The sequence below is a fragment of the Sphingobium sp. DN12 genome (assembly GCF_051058005.1).
Lineage (GTDB): Bacteria > Pseudomonadota > Alphaproteobacteria > Sphingomonadales > Sphingomonadaceae > Sphingobium > Sphingobium yanoikuyae.
Genome location: NZ_CP173717.1, coordinates 2,854,914 through 2,869,067, shown reverse-complemented (window position 1 = coordinate 2,869,067; position 14,154 = coordinate 2,854,914). Strand labels below are relative to the sequence as shown.

At 64.3% G+C, this 14,154-nt stretch carries 15 protein-coding genes and 1 tRNA gene; 9 read left to right on the top strand and 7 right to left on the bottom strand.

Annotated features, from left to right (window positions below; genetic code table 11):
- The first annotated feature begins 175 nt into the window (after nt 1–175).
- A complete protein-coding gene (locus ACI6S0_RS13665) occupies nt 176–400 on the top strand; it encodes a DUF2274 domain-containing protein (RefSeq protein ID WP_434403353.1) in 225 nt (74 codons plus the stop codon).
- Entirely contained in the window at nt 397–675 is a 279-nt protein-coding gene (locus ACI6S0_RS13660; protein ID WP_434403352.1) for a helix-turn-helix domain-containing protein, read from the top strand. The genes ACI6S0_RS13665 and ACI6S0_RS13660 overlap by 4 nt, the downstream gene beginning before the upstream one ends.
- 24 nt (nt 676–699) lie before the next feature.
- On the opposite strand, the gene ACI6S0_RS13655 is transcribed toward ACI6S0_RS13660, so the two are convergent.
- The 5 genes from ACI6S0_RS13655 to ACI6S0_RS13635 all read right to left on the bottom strand — a co-directional run bounded on the left by ACI6S0_RS13655 (nt 700) and on the right by ACI6S0_RS13635 (nt 5,215).
- A complete protein-coding gene (locus tag ACI6S0_RS13655) occupies nt 700–2,538 on the bottom strand; it encodes a DUF2326 domain-containing protein (RefSeq protein WP_434403351.1) in 1,839 nt (612 codons plus the stop codon).
- Nucleotides 2,480–2,728, bottom strand: coding sequence for an ABC-three component system middle component 8 (locus tag ACI6S0_RS13650; protein ID WP_434403350.1), 249 nt, complete (start codon nt 2,726–2,728; stop codon nt 2,480–2,482). Before ACI6S0_RS13650 ends, ACI6S0_RS13655 begins: the two co-directional genes overlap by 59 nt.
- On the bottom strand, nt 2,715–3,677 hold the full coding sequence (locus tag ACI6S0_RS13645) for an ABC-three component system protein (RefSeq protein WP_434403349.1): 963 nt from the start codon (nt 3,675–3,677) through the stop codon (nt 2,715–2,717). Before ACI6S0_RS13645 ends, ACI6S0_RS13650 begins: the two co-directional genes overlap by 14 nt.
- A complete protein-coding gene (locus ACI6S0_RS13640; protein ID WP_434403348.1) occupies nt 3,674–4,915 on the bottom strand; it encodes a tyrosine-type recombinase/integrase in 1,242 nt (413 codons plus the stop codon). Before ACI6S0_RS13640 ends, ACI6S0_RS13645 begins: the two co-directional genes overlap by 4 nt.
- A gap of 209 nt (nt 4,916–5,124) precedes the next feature.
- Nucleotides 5,125–5,215: transfer RNA gene (locus ACI6S0_RS13635), tRNA-Ser, on the bottom strand.
- 137 nt (nt 5,216–5,352) lie between these two features.
- Between ACI6S0_RS13635 and ACI6S0_RS13630 the strand changes: the two genes are divergently transcribed.
- The gene (locus ACI6S0_RS13630) at nt 5,353–6,255 is read left to right on the top strand and encodes a peptidylprolyl isomerase (protein WP_434403347.1); all 903 of its coding nucleotides are present in this window, start codon (nt 5,353–5,355) and stop codon (nt 6,253–6,255) included.
- On the opposite strand, the gene ACI6S0_RS13625 is transcribed toward ACI6S0_RS13630, so the two are convergent.
- Nucleotides 6,252–6,719, bottom strand: a complete 468-nt coding sequence (locus ACI6S0_RS13625; protein ID WP_017498975.1) for an Lrp/AsnC family transcriptional regulator — start codon at nt 6,717–6,719, stop codon at nt 6,252–6,254. The genes ACI6S0_RS13630 and ACI6S0_RS13625 overlap by 4 nt on opposite strands.
- A gap of 175 nt (nt 6,720–6,894) precedes the next feature.
- Here ACI6S0_RS13625 and ald point away from each other — a divergent pair, with 175 nt between their 5' ends.
- The 6 genes from ald (at nt 6,895) to ACI6S0_RS13595 (ending at nt 12,598) form a co-directional block, all read left to right on the top strand.
- Nucleotides 6,895–8,010, top strand: a complete 1,116-nt coding sequence (gene ald / locus ACI6S0_RS13620; protein WP_017498976.1) for an alanine dehydrogenase — start codon at nt 6,895–6,897, stop codon at nt 8,008–8,010.
- A gap of 359 nt (nt 8,011–8,369) precedes the next feature.
- The gene (locus tag ACI6S0_RS13615) at nt 8,370–9,200 is read left to right on the top strand and encodes a sulfite exporter TauE/SafE family protein (RefSeq protein ID WP_004208288.1); all 831 of its coding nucleotides are present in this window, start codon (nt 8,370–8,372) and stop codon (nt 9,198–9,200) included.
- A gap of 230 nt (nt 9,201–9,430) precedes the next feature.
- Nucleotides 9,431–10,129, top strand: coding sequence for a response regulator transcription factor (locus ACI6S0_RS13610; RefSeq protein ID WP_069338082.1), 699 nt, complete (start codon nt 9,431–9,433; stop codon nt 10,127–10,129).
- Nucleotides 10,122–11,474 (top strand): sensor histidine kinase, encoded by a 1,353-nt coding sequence (locus tag ACI6S0_RS13605; RefSeq protein ID WP_004208286.1) that lies wholly within the window; start codon nt 10,122–10,124, stop codon nt 11,472–11,474. Before ACI6S0_RS13610 ends, ACI6S0_RS13605 begins: the two co-directional genes overlap by 8 nt.
- Entirely contained in the window at nt 11,467–12,030 is a 564-nt protein-coding gene (locus tag ACI6S0_RS13600) for a hypothetical protein (protein ID WP_004208284.1), read from the top strand. The genes ACI6S0_RS13605 and ACI6S0_RS13600 overlap by 8 nt, the downstream gene beginning before the upstream one ends.
- A gap of 175 nt (nt 12,031–12,205) precedes the next feature.
- Complete coding sequence (locus ACI6S0_RS13595; RefSeq protein ID WP_004208283.1) at nt 12,206–12,598, top strand: hypothetical protein; 393 nt, start codon at nt 12,206–12,208, stop codon at nt 12,596–12,598.
- Between the two features lie 65 nt (nt 12,599–12,663).
- On the opposite strand, the gene ACI6S0_RS13590 is transcribed toward ACI6S0_RS13595, so the two are convergent.
- Nucleotides 12,664–14,097, bottom strand: a complete 1,434-nt coding sequence (locus ACI6S0_RS13590) for a M20/M25/M40 family metallo-hydrolase (RefSeq protein ID WP_434403346.1) — start codon at nt 14,095–14,097, stop codon at nt 12,664–12,666.
- Nucleotides 14,098–14,154: the final 57 nt, after the last annotated feature.

The following is a 14,154-nucleotide window of genomic DNA, read 5'->3' as shown; positions in this document are numbered from 1 at the left end:
TTTCTTCAGAAACTTGAGAAGCGGACGGCCGGCGCCGAAGCCGAGCGGTATGGCCCTAGCGAGGCCCTTGGCGTCACTCGCGAGCCTCTGACGTAATTCGCTGAAATGGGGGACATTCGGCCTTCTACCGCAGCGGCGAGAGCCGTTGGTTTTAAGTTCACACCGGAGGGCGAAAATGGTCGAATTGAAACTGAACAAGCTCCCGGATCGGACGCCGGTCAAGATGGCGATCACGCCGGACTTGCATGACACGCTGCGCGAATATGCGCGCTGCTATGCGCAGGTCTATGGCAGCGAAGAGCCTGTTTCCGATCTGGTCCCGCACATGCTCGCTGCATTTCTCGCGGCAGATCGTGGGTTCGCAAAGGCCCGTGAGACCTTGAAAGATAAGCGCGTATGAAATCGCGTTGTGGCAGCGATCGACCGCCGCTGACCGTTCGTGTCGCCGAGGCCACCCATATGCTCGGTATCGGCAAGACCAAGCTCTACGAGCTGATCGCGCAGCGCGAGATCGACACTCTGAAGGTCGGCCGGGCAACGCTCATCGTAGTAGGGAGTGTCCACGCATTCATCGAGCGCGAATGTGCGTTGTCGCGAATGGCGAACGTTCCGAGAAGGAAGCATGGTCGTCCACGCAAATCCTTTGTAGATCTCGCGGCCTCTTCTCGTCCCTAGCGGCCCACCACATGCGAGGCCGCGCTACCAGGACTTCATTTTGAAGAGGCGGCCATTGTCGCCCTCATCGTGGAGCAACACCACGATCTCAGAAGGCTCGAACACGGGCTCGTCGGCATCGCGCGGGGGCAAGTCGGAGTCGATCAGCGTGATGATGGATTGGATCCCGAGGCCCGTGTAGCGGCGGATGACGGCGAGAAGGTTCTCTTTCTTGCGATCGTCGAGCGATTCGAACACGCCGTCGTGGAAGGCGAAGCGCGGAAACGCGTCGTCGAGATGCGCCCGCAAAAGGGCGAGATCGAAGGCGATGCAGAGCAGCTTTTTGTAGCTGAAGCCGCGGTCCGCACTGGTCGCGATACCGGCGTCGTTGAGCAATTCGGCCCGGAAATCGAGGTGCCCCAAGTGATTGACCACAACGCTGAGCAGCGCCTGCTGGTCGATCACCTCCTCGACGATCTCGTTGAAGAAGATTCGGATGCGCGAGAACAGGCTGCCAACATCCGCATTCTTGGCCTCGACATCGGCTTCGATGGCCGCCTGGAGATGGGTTTTCTCCTCGTCGAGATTGCGGATGTCGGTGCGCAGCTGCTGCAGGCGTTGCACGAAGGTTCGCTGGCGCTCCAACCCCTCGATATCGGCGCGCAATGTGACCAGTTCGCTCGAAAGCCGCTTATATTTGGCGAACGAGTCCGTGCTGCTCAGGAACGCCAGCATTTCCGAACGACGCTTGCCGAGACTGTTGAGTTCGGAATTGACGGTCTTGAGTTCCACCTCGATTTCGGCGCGCTCCTCAACCAGATAGCCGCGCCGCTCGTCGGTTATCGCCTTGTTGAACGCGATCAACTGCTGGAAATCGCGTTTGATCTGGCCGGAGAAGAGGACGCCGGCCTCTCGGAACAGTTCGGTCGCGTCCTCGGGGTCGAACAGTATCTGGTCCTCTTCGAGTGACGCGATCACCTTCTTGCGGTTCTGGTTCAGCGAGTAGCGACGCTGGTTGAGTGCGGCGATCCGCTCGTCGACCTGATCGACAAGCTGCTTCGTGTCGCTCTTGTCCTGGCTACGGAAATCGAAAGCGTCGAGCAGTTGCTGCTTCTTGTCGACTTCCTGCCGCTTGAGCAGCAGCAAGCCATCGACCTTTCCGGCGTCCTCGATCTCGCCGCCCAACTCCTGCCGGATCGTGAGAGCCTTCTGCTCTTTCTCCTTAAGTTCATCCTCCTTGGCGTAGTGCCTGGTGATGAGTTCTGCGTCGAACCCTAGGATGTGAGCCAGGAACGGCTTCCAGTCGGCATGCGAGTTGGCAAATTTGCGGAGCTGGAAGACGTCGCGAAAATCCTCCTGCGAGCGCAGAAAATAGCCCAGGCCCTTGCGGTAGTGCCATGGTTTGACCGCCCGCCAGTCGAGCAGGCTGTCCAGCAGTTCCTTAGCCCGATCAAAGGGGACGTCGATATGGTCCCATTCGCGATCGGGCAGCGTGGAGAAATCCTGATGCCGCGCGACATGCTTCTTGAACGCGATCTTCGTGGCCTCGGCGACGCTCCGGCGCACGGTGACATAGCCGCCGTCGAGCAGCTCGATCTCGAGGAAGAAGACGAAATCCTCAAAGCGATCGAGATGCTTGAACAGGAAAAACTTCGCGTCGCGTCCTGCCAGGAAGCCGAAGTCCAGCAACCGGCCAAGAGTTGTCTTGCCCAGATTATGGGTATCGCGGTCACGGTTCTCGGGCAGGCGGATCTCCGCAAGCACGACGTTGAGGTCGGGTTCGAATTCGACGGCGGCGAACGCGGCGGGCCGGCTGGAATAAAGCTTAGACGGCTTCATTCTGCCCCACATATTCGATGGCGTCGGTCTTGGGATGATATTCAATCAGACCGAGGAGGAAGAGGAAGTTAAGCGAGGGCAGGAACAGGACGTCGCCCCCGACGACGTTCTTGCGCACGAAGGCGAGTAGCGCATCATAGTCGCACAGCCGCAGGGCGCGCAGGCGCGTCACCATCAGCAGCGCCACATTGACGACGGTGCGGTCGGGGTGTGCGTGTTTGCTAGGCCTCAGCATCGGCGACCTCCCCGATGTCGCAGTTCCAGTACATGTAGAACAACACCGCGCGAGTCAGGCGCTTGTGCTGCTTCTGGCGCAGGATTGGATCGCGCTGGAACAGGAGATCAAGTAGATACTCCATGACCGCGTCGAAATTCTGAAAATCCTTCCGCTTGGCGATGATCTTCATCTGAAATTCCTCGGCCGTGGCCTCATAGGATTTCAGGATTTCGAGATTCTCGGGCGCCGCCAGAAACGCCCGGATTTGCGCCGTATCCTTGAGGTAGCGCTTGCGCAGTGCCTTGGCGTAGTCGGCCGTCATGTTGTTGAGCGAATTCTTCTCCTCATAGGAGGTGCGCTCGCCCGGCGGGGTGTCGAGCACGGCCGACAGATCGGCTTCGTGGCTGGCGATCGCCTCGACGACGATGGCCAGCTCGTCGGGCGAGACGATCAAAGGAGAGTCCACAGGATCGAGATCGGCGAGCGCCGGCACCTCGGGAAACTGCTTCATGTAGAGTTCGAGCTGTTCGAGACCGCACAGATAGATCGAGCCCTCGGGAAGATCGCAGGTCTTGGCGATATGCTGGGTGATCGTCTGGTCGGCATTTCCAGCCAGGCGGCGATTGGCGAACAGCATATAGTGGTCGAGCTGATTAGCCTGCCGCAGCTTGGTGATGCGCGGCAGTTCCTTGCCGATCACCGTGTCGCTCGATTTGGCGCTGTGGAAGTCCGCCTCGCCAAAATGACGATTATAGCCGTTGGTGTGCTTTGCCTGGACGACGACCGTGCCCGTCCATGGCGCGGCCTTGCTCGGATGCAGCTCGGCCGTGCCCACGAATTTCGCGTCCCGGCCGCCGTCCGGCCCTTTTGCGAAACCCTTGACCGACAGTCCCAGGAGGCTCTGGCAGAGAAGGACGATCAGTTTCTCGAACTGGTCCTCGCTCAGATCTTCATAGGCGAACTTCATAGGGCGGCCGTCCTTTGACGGCGCGGCGCCTGTCTGGCGGAGGGAGCCGATGCGGTCGGCTTCTGGGCCGTCTTCGCCGAACGTCGTACTCGGCTCTGGGGCTTGGCCTTCTGCGCCGGCGAGCAATAGTCGGCCCATTGCTGCATCAGGTCGCGACGCTTCTTGAAAAAGTCGGTGCGCAGATAGGCGGCCTTGGTCTTACCTTCGACCGCATGGGCGAGCGAGGCTTCGGCAACAGCGTCGGCGACATCGGTTTCCTCAGCAACCCAGTCCCGGAAACTCGATCGAAAGCCATGGACGGTAACGGGCAGGTCCATGCCCCGCACCAGTTCCAGCAGCGCCATGTCGGAAAGGCTCGATTCCCCGATCGCCCCAGGGAACACCAGATCGCAGTCGGCGCGACGAAGAGCCCGAGCCCGGCGAAAAACGTCTGCCGCCTGACGGGACAAGGGCACGACATGTTCGATGCCCATCTTCATCCGGTCCTCCGGGATGGTCCACAAGGTCAGCGCCTCATCGAACTCGGACCATGCAGCGCCACGGATTTCGCCAGAGCGGACGGCGGTGAGGATGAGGGCTTCGAGCGCAAGCGTGCTGGCGCAGGGCGCTTTGGCGCGAAGGCGATCCAGAAATTCGCTGACTCGCGCATGCGGCAGGGCGGCGAAATGGCCTTTCTTCTTCGGCTGCCGCGGAAGGCCTTTGGAGATGGAGCGCATCGGCGCCTCGCTGTCGCGAAACCCGTTGGAGTATGACCAGTCGAGCACGGTTCCGATGCGCTGGCGCACACGCCGCGCCGTTTCGGGGATTTCCAGCCAGATTTCGGCGAGGACATCCCTGATCAGGGGGCCATCGATCTGATGGACCTTCAGCTTGCCGAGCTTGGGGAAAGCGTAGAGTTCAAGCGTCTTGAGCCACTGGTTGGTGTGCTTGCCGTTCTTCCAGCCCTTGAGAAGCTCTGCATGGGCGTCCTTCGCGGCCTTTTCGAAGGTCGGGATGACGATCTCGACCTTTCGGCGTTCCTCCAGGGGATCGACGCCTGACGCTGCGAGCTTCTTGATCGCGGCGGCCTCTAGGCGCGCATCACGGAGTGTCACATGCCGCGCTTCGCCGAGGCCGATGTCGCGCCGATTGCCGTTGACCTGGACCCGCATGATCCAGCTCTTCCCGCCCGAAGGCGAGATTTTGAGCATGAGCCCGTCGCCGTCGACATAGCGTCCCGGCTCGGACAAACCCTTCACGATCGCAGGGGTAAGCTTTCCCATGTGGAAAAATTAGCACGGCGGAAGCTGATTTTGAAGCCCCTGAGTCCCTCACAGACCCACACTGAGGCCCACAGTCATTTTCGGCCGACCGCGAACGGCCACGAGCTCAGGCGGCAATAAATCCATTTTTTCCAGTGATTTATGGGGGTTTTTCGGTCGTTGGCGAACGCTGAGAAACAGCGAAATGGCGGAGCGGGAGGGATTCGAACCCTCGATACGCTTTTGACGTATACTCACTTTCCAGGCGAGCGCCTTCGACCACTCGGCCACCGCTCCGCAGGAACCCCATCGTCGCTGTAAGCGGCGTGAATCGGGTTCATATTCCATCGCACTGGAGGCGGCTCCCTATCGCGCGACAACGCACTAGGCAAGGGGTGCTTTACTTTCTTGCGCAGCAATTGTTTGATCGCGTCATGACCCTTCGCCGCCGTGCCGCGCTGCTTGCGCCCTTCATCGCCATCCTGCCCCTTGCCGCTGCCGATGCGGCCGATCCGCCGGCCACGCCCAGCGCGGTCGTGGCGCAGGCGCCGGCCAGTGCCTGGCGCACCGTCCCGGCGCAGGATTTGCTGGTGATGATGATCGAGGGCGGCAAGCGCGTGGTGATACAGCTGGCGCCGCAATTCGGTCCGCGCCATGTCGCCAATATCCGCGCGCTCGCCACCGCCCATTGGTGGGACGGCACCAGCATCAACCGGGTGCAGGACAATTATGTCGTCCAATGGGGCGACGCGACCGAGAAGAAGCCGCTGCCCGCCGGCCTCGCGCCGACCAGTCCGGCCGACTATGTCCGGCCGCTTGGGGGCATGAAGGCGAAGCTGACGCCGCTGCCCTATCCCGATCCCTATGCGTCGGCGACCGGCTTCATCGATGGCTGGCCGGTGGCGATCGACGGGGACGCCGCCTGGCTGCCGCACTGCTATGGCATGATCGGCGTCGGCCGCAACATGTCGCCCGATGCCGGCACGGGCGCGGAACTCTACACCGTGATCGGCCAGGCGCCGCGCCAGCTCGATCGCAACATCGCGGTCGTCGGCCGCGTCGTCGAGGGGATGGCGGCGCTCACCAGCCTGCCGCGCGGCAGCGGTGAGCTGGGCTTCTACACCGACGCCGAACGCAAGCTCCCGATCATCTCGGTGCGTCTGGCAAGCGATCTGCCGCAGGCGGAGCAGCCGCATGTCCAAGTGATGGATACCGGCTCGGCCAGCTTCGCCGATTATCTGCGGCTGCGCGCCAACCGGAAGGATGATTTCTACGATCGGCCTGCCGGGGGCGTTGATCTTTGCAACGCGCCGGTGCCGGTGCGCCTGGCGCCCTAAATAGGTAGGTCGCGCAGCCGATAGCCGCGCCAGTCGCGGATGCGGCGGATGGCGAAGCTGGTGCGGATCGCCGACACGCCGGGCAGGCGGGCGAGGCAGTCGCGGTGGACCGCGTCGAAGCCCTTGAGGTCGGCGGCGGCGACCCGCAGCAGATAGTCGGCCTGGCCCGCCATCAGATGGCATTCCAATATTTCCGGGAAGCCCGCGACCGCCGTCTCGAACCGTTCCATCGCCTCGCGGCTCTGGCTGGTCAGCGAAATCTCGACAAAGGCCTGGAGCGTCAGGCCCAGCGCCGCCGGATCGAGCCGGGCGGCATAGCCCTCGATCATGCCGGCATCCTCCAGCGCGCGGATGCGGCGATGGCAGGCGGAGGAGGAGAGGCCGATCTGCTCGCCCAGCTCGTTCATCGACCGGCGGGAATCGCTCTGCAGCGCCTCCAGCAACGCGATGTCGAACCGATCCATGCAATGTCATCCCGATAAAATAATATTTTGCGATATATCATCCTGCATGCGGGCGATCGCAAGCGCAAATCAGGGAACAATCGCCACCCGCTTGGCGATATGATGGGGCCACAACCGGCGGGGCTGCGTTGTCCTTTCAGGATGGGCCATCCCGCTGCAAAATGGAGAGCGTCTCATGATCGTCGGCACCGTCAAGGAAATCAAGAATCACGAATATCGCGTCGGCCTGACCCCCGAGAGCGTCCATGAACTGACGGCCCATGGCCATGAGGTTCTGGTCGAGACCGGCGCGGGTGAGGGCATCGGCGCGCATGACGCGCTCTATGAGCGGGCCGGCGCCACCATCATCGCGACGGCCGCCGAAGTGTTTGCGCGCGCCGAGATGATCGTCAAGGTGAAGGAGCCCCAGGCTGTCGAGCGCGCGATGCTGCGCCCCGGCCAGATCCTCTACACCTATCTCCACCTCGCGCCCGATCCGGAGCAGACCCGCGACCTGATCGCCTCAGGTGCGACCTGCATCGCCTATGAAACCGTGACCGACGCCAGCGGCGGCCTGCCGCTCTTGAAGCCCATGAGCCAGGTCGCTGGCCGCATGTCGATCCAGGCCGGCGCGACCGCGCTGGAAAAGGCGCATGGCGGCCGCGGCGTGCTGCTGGGCGGCGTGCCGGGCGTGCTGCCGGCCAAGGTTGTCGTCATCGGCGGCGGCGTCGTCGGCTTCAACGCGGCACAGATGGCGGCCGGCCTTGGCGCCGACGTCACCATCCTCGACCGCAATCCCGAAGTGCTCGAAAAGCTGGGCATGTATTTCGAGGCGCGCGCCAAGACCCGTTTCTCGAACCGCGCGAACCTGGCCGAATGCGTGGCCGAGGCGGATCTGGTGATCGGTGCGGTGCTGATTCCGGGCGCCGCCGCGCCCAAGCTGGTCAGCGCCGACATGCTCAAGACCATGAAGAAGGGCGCGGTGCTGGTCGACGTCGCGATCGACCAGGGCGGCTGCTTCGAAACCAGCCATGCCACGACCCATGCCGACCCGACCTACATCATCGACGGCATCGTCCATTATTGCGTCGCCAACATGCCCGGCGCGGTCGCCCGCACCAGCACCTATGCGCTCAACAATGTGACCCTGCCGCACGCGCTGCGCATCGCCGAACTGGGCTGGAAGGACGCTCTGCGCCGCGATCCGCACCTGCTCGCGGGCCTCAATGTCTGGGACGGCAAGGTCACCTACAAGGCCGTCGCCGACGATCTGGGCCTGCCCTACACCCCGGCGGAAGACGCGATCGCCTGATCGTCCCGCCTCTATTTCCCGGCGCCCCGACAGCGGCCGGGCAAAAGGACGCCAGCCCTCCCTTGCGGGGCTGGCGTCCTTTTATTTTGCCCCGTTATTTCCGCTGGGGTGACGCCGCGTTGCCCGGCTTTGTTTCCCGATTGTCAAATAAACGCCATGGATTCTCTTGCGGGTTCCAAGATCTCGTTCGTCTAGTCGGGCAGGGGGACATGACCACATGCCCCCCATGCATCCTGGTTCCGCCGAAGAGAGGCATGGTTTAACATCATGGTCGATTTCCCCACATTCGCCGCCTTGATCCAAAAAGGCGATCGCTCCATCATGCGCGCCGGTCGCGCACTGCAGAAAGGGGCGTGCTGATGTCCGGTGATATCATGACCTGGCTCGTGCCGCTGGTTGCCATGCTGGCCGCAGGCCTGCTCGCCGGCTTTGCCGCCGGCATCTTCGGCATCGGCGGCGGCTTCGTCGTCGTGCCGGCGCTGCTGGTCGTGCTGCCGCTGCTGGGCGGGACGAAGGACGGCATCGCCCATGTCGCGATCGGCACGTCGGCTGCGACGATCATCCTGACCTCCATCCGATCGCTGCTGGCGCATTCCAAGCGCGGCGCGGTGGAGTTCGACGTCCTCAAGACATGGGCGCCCTGGATCATATTGGGCTGCGGCGCAGGCGTCGTGCTGGCGGGCCATGTCGATGGCCGCACGCTCAAGATGATCTTTGGCGCAGGCGTCATTCTGATGTCGCTCAACTTCCTGATCCCGGTGCTGAACGGCAAGGTGATCAGCGACCAGATGCCGTCGGGGCTGGCGCGCATCGGCATTGCAGGCGGGCTGGGCACCTTTTCCTCGCTGCTGGGCATCGGCGGCGGCACCATTGCCATCATGACGATGACGCTGTGCGGCCGCACCATCCACCGCGCCATCGCCACCGCATCGGGCATCGGCACGCTGATCGCCATCCCGACCACCATCGGCTTTGCCATCATCGGCTTCCGCGAAGGTGGCCTGCCCTGGGGTTCGCTGGGCTATATCAACATCCCCGCGACGATAGCGATCGCATCGATGTCGATGCTGACCGCGCCGCTGGGCGTGGCCGCTGCCCACAGCCTGCCCGCCGGGCCGCTGAAGAAGATTTTCGGCGTCTATCTGCTGATCATCGGTGCGCTGATGCTGCGCGCGGGGCTCAAGATCTGATAATGATCTGATAATCTGGCTGTTTGAGAAAGCTGGTACCAGCCCGCTCCCCCGCCCAACCGCCCGACAGGATGACACTGGATCGGGCGGTTGGGCGGGGGAGCGGGCTGGTGCCGTAACCAAAAATCGCTCTTTCGCGATTTTTCAAACAGGCTCTTAACGGCCGCCAGTGACCGCTTTAACAGGCTTTGTCACTGGCGGCCGTTCGCGCTATCTGACAGGCGGTGAAGATGGCGCAAACCGACCCGATTTCCGTGCTGCTGGTGGAAGATGACCCGGCGGCCCGCGCCAATATCGCCGAAATCCTCGTCCGCGCCGGCATGGTCGTCGACCTGGCCGAGGATGGCGCGGAGGGGCTCAAGCGCGCCGCATCGGGCCGCTATCATGTCATCATCCTCGATCGCACCCTGCCGCATCTTTCGGGCATCGACGTGGTGACGCGCATGCGCGTCGCCGGGATCGAGGCGCCGGTGCTGATGCTGTCCGCGCTTGGCCGCAGCGAGCATCGGGTCGAGGGGCTGGAAAGCGGCGTCGATGACTATATGGCCAAGCCCTTCGAGCCGGACGAACTGGTCGCCCGCGTGCGCGCTTTGTGGCGCCGGGCGGGGCGGTTGCAGCAGGATTCGGTGTTGCTGTTCGGCGACCTGGAATGCCATGTGAAGGCGCGCACGGCCCATCGCGCGGGCCGCCATGTACCGCTGTCGCCCAAGGAATTTGCGCTGTTCCGCTACCTCATGGAACATGCCGGCGAAGTGGTCACGCGCGAGATGCTGTTGCGCCATGTGTGGAAACTCAGCTTCGATCCCCAGACCAATGTCGTCGACGTCAATGTCGGGCGCCTGCGCCGCAAGCTGGAGGAAGGGTTCGACAGCGCCGTCCTGGAGACGGTCTGGGGCACCGGCTATCGGTTGATCGCCGCCCATGGCTAGGTTCGGCCTGCTGCGCTCGGTCTTTGGCCGGGTCACGCTGTCGGCCCTGCTGGTCAGCCTGGCGTCCACGCTGGTGCTGTTCCTGGTGGTCGAACGGATCGTCGAGACTGACGGGCGCGTGATGCTGGGGCGAGAGGTCGATACCGATCTGGCGGGCCTGGCCGACATCTATGTCAGCAGTGGCGAGGCGGAACTGAGGGCGCGCATCGCCGATCGGCTGGCGATGGAGCGCGGCGACAGCGAAAAGGCCTATTATCTGCTCGCCGATGCGGCCGGGCGCCGGGTGGCGGGCAATATCGATCACTGGCCCGCCCTGGCGTCCGAAGTGTCCGAGGCCCGGCTGATCCGCCTGCCCGGCGGCGACCGCATGTTCGCGCGGGCGACGCTGCTTGGTCCCGACACCCGGCTGATCGTCGGGCGCAGCAACATTCGGGCACGGGCGCTGCAGACCCGGCTCGCCATCGCCTTTGCCATTGCCGGCGCCATCGTCGCCCTGCTCAGCCTTGCTGCCGGCCATTTCGCGGCGCGCCGCCTGCGGCGTCGGGTCGAACGGATCAACCATGTCTTCGACGCGGTGCGTGCCGGCGATATCGGTGCGCGCGCACGCGCCACCGGGGCGAGCGACGAACTGGCCGAACTGGCGGCGAACACCAACGCGATGCTGGATCAGGTGCAGCGGCTGATGGAGGCCCAGCGCTCCGTGTCGGATCAGACCGCGCACGAGATCCGCACCCCGCTGATGCATCTCGACACGCGTATCCTGAAAGCGATGGAGCGGACCGGGGATGAGGGGCTGTTGCGGACCCTGGGCCGGTCGCGCGACGAGATACGCAGTGTCGTCCGGCTGCTCGATTCCCTGCTCGACATTGCCGGCACCCAGGCGCTGCGCGGCGATCGCCGGGGCCTTGCCGATGTCGACCTCAGCGAGATCGCCGACAATCTGGCGGACCTTTATGGCGCCAGTGCAGAGGATCTGGGCATCGCCTTCAACGCGATGGTGGCGCCGGGCATATCCTTCCGCGCCGATCCGATGCAGATCACCCGGCTGCTGTCCAACCTGCTCGACAATGCGTTCAAATATGTGCCGCGCGGCGGCAGCGTGCTGCTCAGCCTGGCGCCGGGCCCGCTGATCATCGTGCAGGATAATGGCCGGGGCATACCGGCCGATGCGCGCGAACTGGTCTTCGACCGCTATGTCCGGCTCGATCCGTCGCCCGGCAGCGGCCATGGTCTGGGGCTGGCGCTGGCCCGTGCGATTGCCGAACGCCATGGCCTGACCATCCATGTCGAGGATGCCGCGCCCGGCGCCCGCTTCGTCGTGCAGCCGGAGATGGCGGATGATTAGGCTCTTCCTGCCCCTGCTGATGCTGGGCGTCGGCCCGGTCGCGGTGGTCGAGGAGCCGATGCCGACCGATGCGCTGATGCGCACCCTGGCGGAGGGGGATCTGGCGCAGGCGCGCGGCGATCAAGCCGCGCTCGCAGCGGCGGCCGACACTCTCAAGCTGCTCGGCGCGCGCCCGGCCGAGGGGCAGGATGACCTGTCCTCCCTCTGGTCGCAGCAGGCGCAGGCCGGCGGCGCGGTCCATGCCGGGCCGGTCTATCGCGGCCGCGCGCTCGGCCCCGCCTATCGCCGTGGGTCTCTGGCGGCGGGCGGGCGGGTGACGCTGCGCCAGCTGTTCCTTGCCGGCCAGCGCGCGCAGATTTCGGTGGCACGCGCCACCGGCATCGCCGCATCCCTGTCGGTCCGGGTGCGCAATGCCGATGGCGGCACGCTCTGCGCCAAGCCGGTGGCCGCGCCGCAGGCCGATTGCGCCTGGTTGCCGCTGTTCACCGAACGCTATGCGATCGAGATAGAAAATGGCGGCAGCGCGCCGGCGACCTTCTATCTGGTGATCCGCTGATCTGATCCCAATCATCTGAAAACAGGGCGGAAAATCCCGATATTCGGCCCTTTTGGGCGCTACGGCCTGCCGTTGCCGCGCCTCGCTTCGTCCATTCTGCACATCCGTTCAGGCGCAAAATGCCGGTCCCGGTGCGTTATTGCCGCAGGTTCGATGAGGAAAGAGGAGAAACGTCATGAACCGTTCGATGCTTCTGACCGCCATCGCCATGGTCGGCATGACCCCGATCGCCGCCATGGCCCAGCCCCAGGCGCGTGGCCCGGCTCCGGGTGAAGGCCCGGTGAGCTATGAGGAACAACTGGCGTCGGTCGAGGACCAGCTTGTTTATGAAGCGCCGATCGCCGGCGTGGAGAATAATTACTGGTTCAATTACCAGACCGACCTGGCCGAGGCGCGCAAGGAACTGACCAAGGATCTGCGCCATTCCAGCGATGCGGAGGATAATCGCGACGCCTGGGAGGAATATCGCACCGAACTGGCCGATGCCCGTGGCGACTATGCCAAGGAAATGGCCGAGAAGGGCTATCCGGTCGGCGAAGTCCGGGTGCTGGGCAGCAGCGGCCGCTGATCCGCGCGGCGCTGATCCAAATATAGAAAGGGCTGGTCCGGTCATCCGGGCCAGCCCTTTTCGCATTACTGGGTATAGGCCTTGGTCAGGCGATAGAGGAAGGCGCGGCCGTCGAGCAGCGACTTGACCCGGATGCGCTCATTGAGGCCATGGACCCCCTGGCCATCGGGGTCGGCGAACATGCCCGACACGCCATAGGTGGGGATGCCCGCCGCATTGGTGAAGCGCCCGTCGGTCGCCCCGGTGGCGAGCCGCGGGATCACCGGCACGCCCGGCCACATTTCCTTGGTCAGCGCCTCGATCGGCGCCATGATCTGCGGCGTCAGCTGCGGCGCCGACGATTTGGGCTGCGGCGGATCGGCCAGCGTCACCTTGACCTTCTCGTCGCCGCCCACCTGCGCCAGCTTCGCGCGCACCGCCTCGACATCCTCGCCCGGAATGATGCGGCAATTGACGTTCGCGGTCACCGACTGGGGCTGGGCATTGGGGGCATGGCCGCCATTGATCAGCGTCGGGATGCAGGTGGTGCGCAGGGTCGCGTTCCAGCTCGGATTGGCGGCCGAGATCGCGGCATAGTCCGCCTCGGTCGCCTTGCCCGCGCCGACCGCCGCCATCGGCTGCGACAGCTTGGGATAGAGCGGCGCCGACGCGCCGAAATAGGCCTTGGCCGCCGGGGTCAGGTTCACCGGGAAATCATAGGCATTCACATTGGCCAGCGCCTGCGCCATCCAGCCGATCGCGTTGAAATGCGGCTCCTGCCGCGAACTGTGGCCGCCCGGCGCGGTCGCGGTGAAGGTGAAGTCCTGATAGACCTTCTCGCCCGCCTGCACGCCATGGCTGACCGGCTTGCCATTTTCGTCCAGCGACCCGCCGCCGCCTTCGTTGAGCGCCCATCCGGCCGCCATCGCATCGGACTTGTTCTTCAGCAGATATTCGACGCCGTTCAGCGCCTTCTCCGTCTCCTCGCCACAGGTCAGCGCCATCTTGATCGTGCGCTTGGGCTTATAGCCTTCCTGCTTGAAGCGGATCATGGCGTCGGCGAAGCTCGCGGCCATCGCCTTGTCGTCCGACGTGCCCCGGCCATAGAAATAGCCGCCTTCCTCGATCAGGGTGAAGGGATCGCGGGTCCAGTCGGCGCGCTTGGCCGCGACCACGTCGATATGGGCGAGCAGCAGCAGCGCGGGCAGCTTGGCGTTCGAACCGCGCAGCACGGCGGTCAGATTGCCTTCCTTGGGATGGGCCGGATCGACCACGACAGCGATGTCGCCATCGGCATAGCCCGCCGCCTTCAGTCGCGCCGCAATCTGTTCGGCGGCGAGCGTGCAGCTGCCATTGGGCCAGCTCGAATCGGTCTCCACCAGTTCCTTGTAGAGGGTGCGGAAGGCGGCTTCGCCGGCGCGGGCCTGCGTGTCGGCCGCGGTAGCGGCGTGCAGCGGGCTGAGGCTGGCGGCCAGCAGCGCGGCGGCGGGCAAGGCGGCAACTAAGCGACGGGATGGCATGGGGCGATGTCCTTGTTCTGATTGTGCGACGCTTGGAAATGCGTCTCCCTGGCCCGG

Coding starts and splice junctions, on each gene's coding strand:
- ACI6S0_RS13665 (WP_434403353.1), top strand. CDS start 176: ATGGTCGAATTGAAACTGAACAAGCTCCCGGATCGGACGCCGGTCAAG.
- ACI6S0_RS13660 (WP_434403352.1), top strand. CDS start 397: ATGAAATCGCGTTGTGGCAGCGATCGACCGCCGCTGACCGTTCGTGTC.
- ACI6S0_RS13650 (WP_434403350.1), bottom strand. CDS start 2,728: ATGCTGAGGCCTAGCAAACACGCACACCCCGACCGCACCGTCGTCAAT.
- ACI6S0_RS13645 (WP_434403349.1), bottom strand. CDS start 3,677: ATGAAGTTCGCCTATGAAGATCTGAGCGAGGACCAGTTCGAGAAACTG.
- ACI6S0_RS13630 (WP_434403347.1), top strand. CDS start 5,353: ATGACCCTTCGCCGCCGTGCCGCGCTGCTTGCGCCCTTCATCGCCATC.
- ACI6S0_RS13625 (WP_017498975.1), bottom strand. CDS start 6,719: ATGGATCGGTTCGACATCGCGTTGCTGGAGGCGCTGCAGAGCGATTCC.
- ald (WP_017498976.1), top strand. CDS start 6,895: ATGATCGTCGGCACCGTCAAGGAAATCAAGAATCACGAATATCGCGTC.
- ACI6S0_RS13615 (WP_004208288.1), top strand. CDS start 8,370: ATGTCCGGTGATATCATGACCTGGCTCGTGCCGCTGGTTGCCATGCTG.
- ACI6S0_RS13610 (WP_069338082.1), top strand. CDS start 9,431: ATGGCGCAAACCGACCCGATTTCCGTGCTGCTGGTGGAAGATGACCCG.
- ACI6S0_RS13605 (WP_004208286.1), top strand. CDS start 10,122: ATGGCTAGGTTCGGCCTGCTGCGCTCGGTCTTTGGCCGGGTCACGCTG.
- ACI6S0_RS13600 (WP_004208284.1), top strand. CDS start 11,467: ATGATTAGGCTCTTCCTGCCCCTGCTGATGCTGGGCGTCGGCCCGGTC.
- ACI6S0_RS13595 (WP_004208283.1), top strand. CDS start 12,206: ATGAACCGTTCGATGCTTCTGACCGCCATCGCCATGGTCGGCATGACC.
- ACI6S0_RS13590 (WP_434403346.1), bottom strand. CDS start 14,097: ATGCCATCCCGTCGCTTAGTTGCCGCCTTGCCCGCCGCCGCGCTGCTG.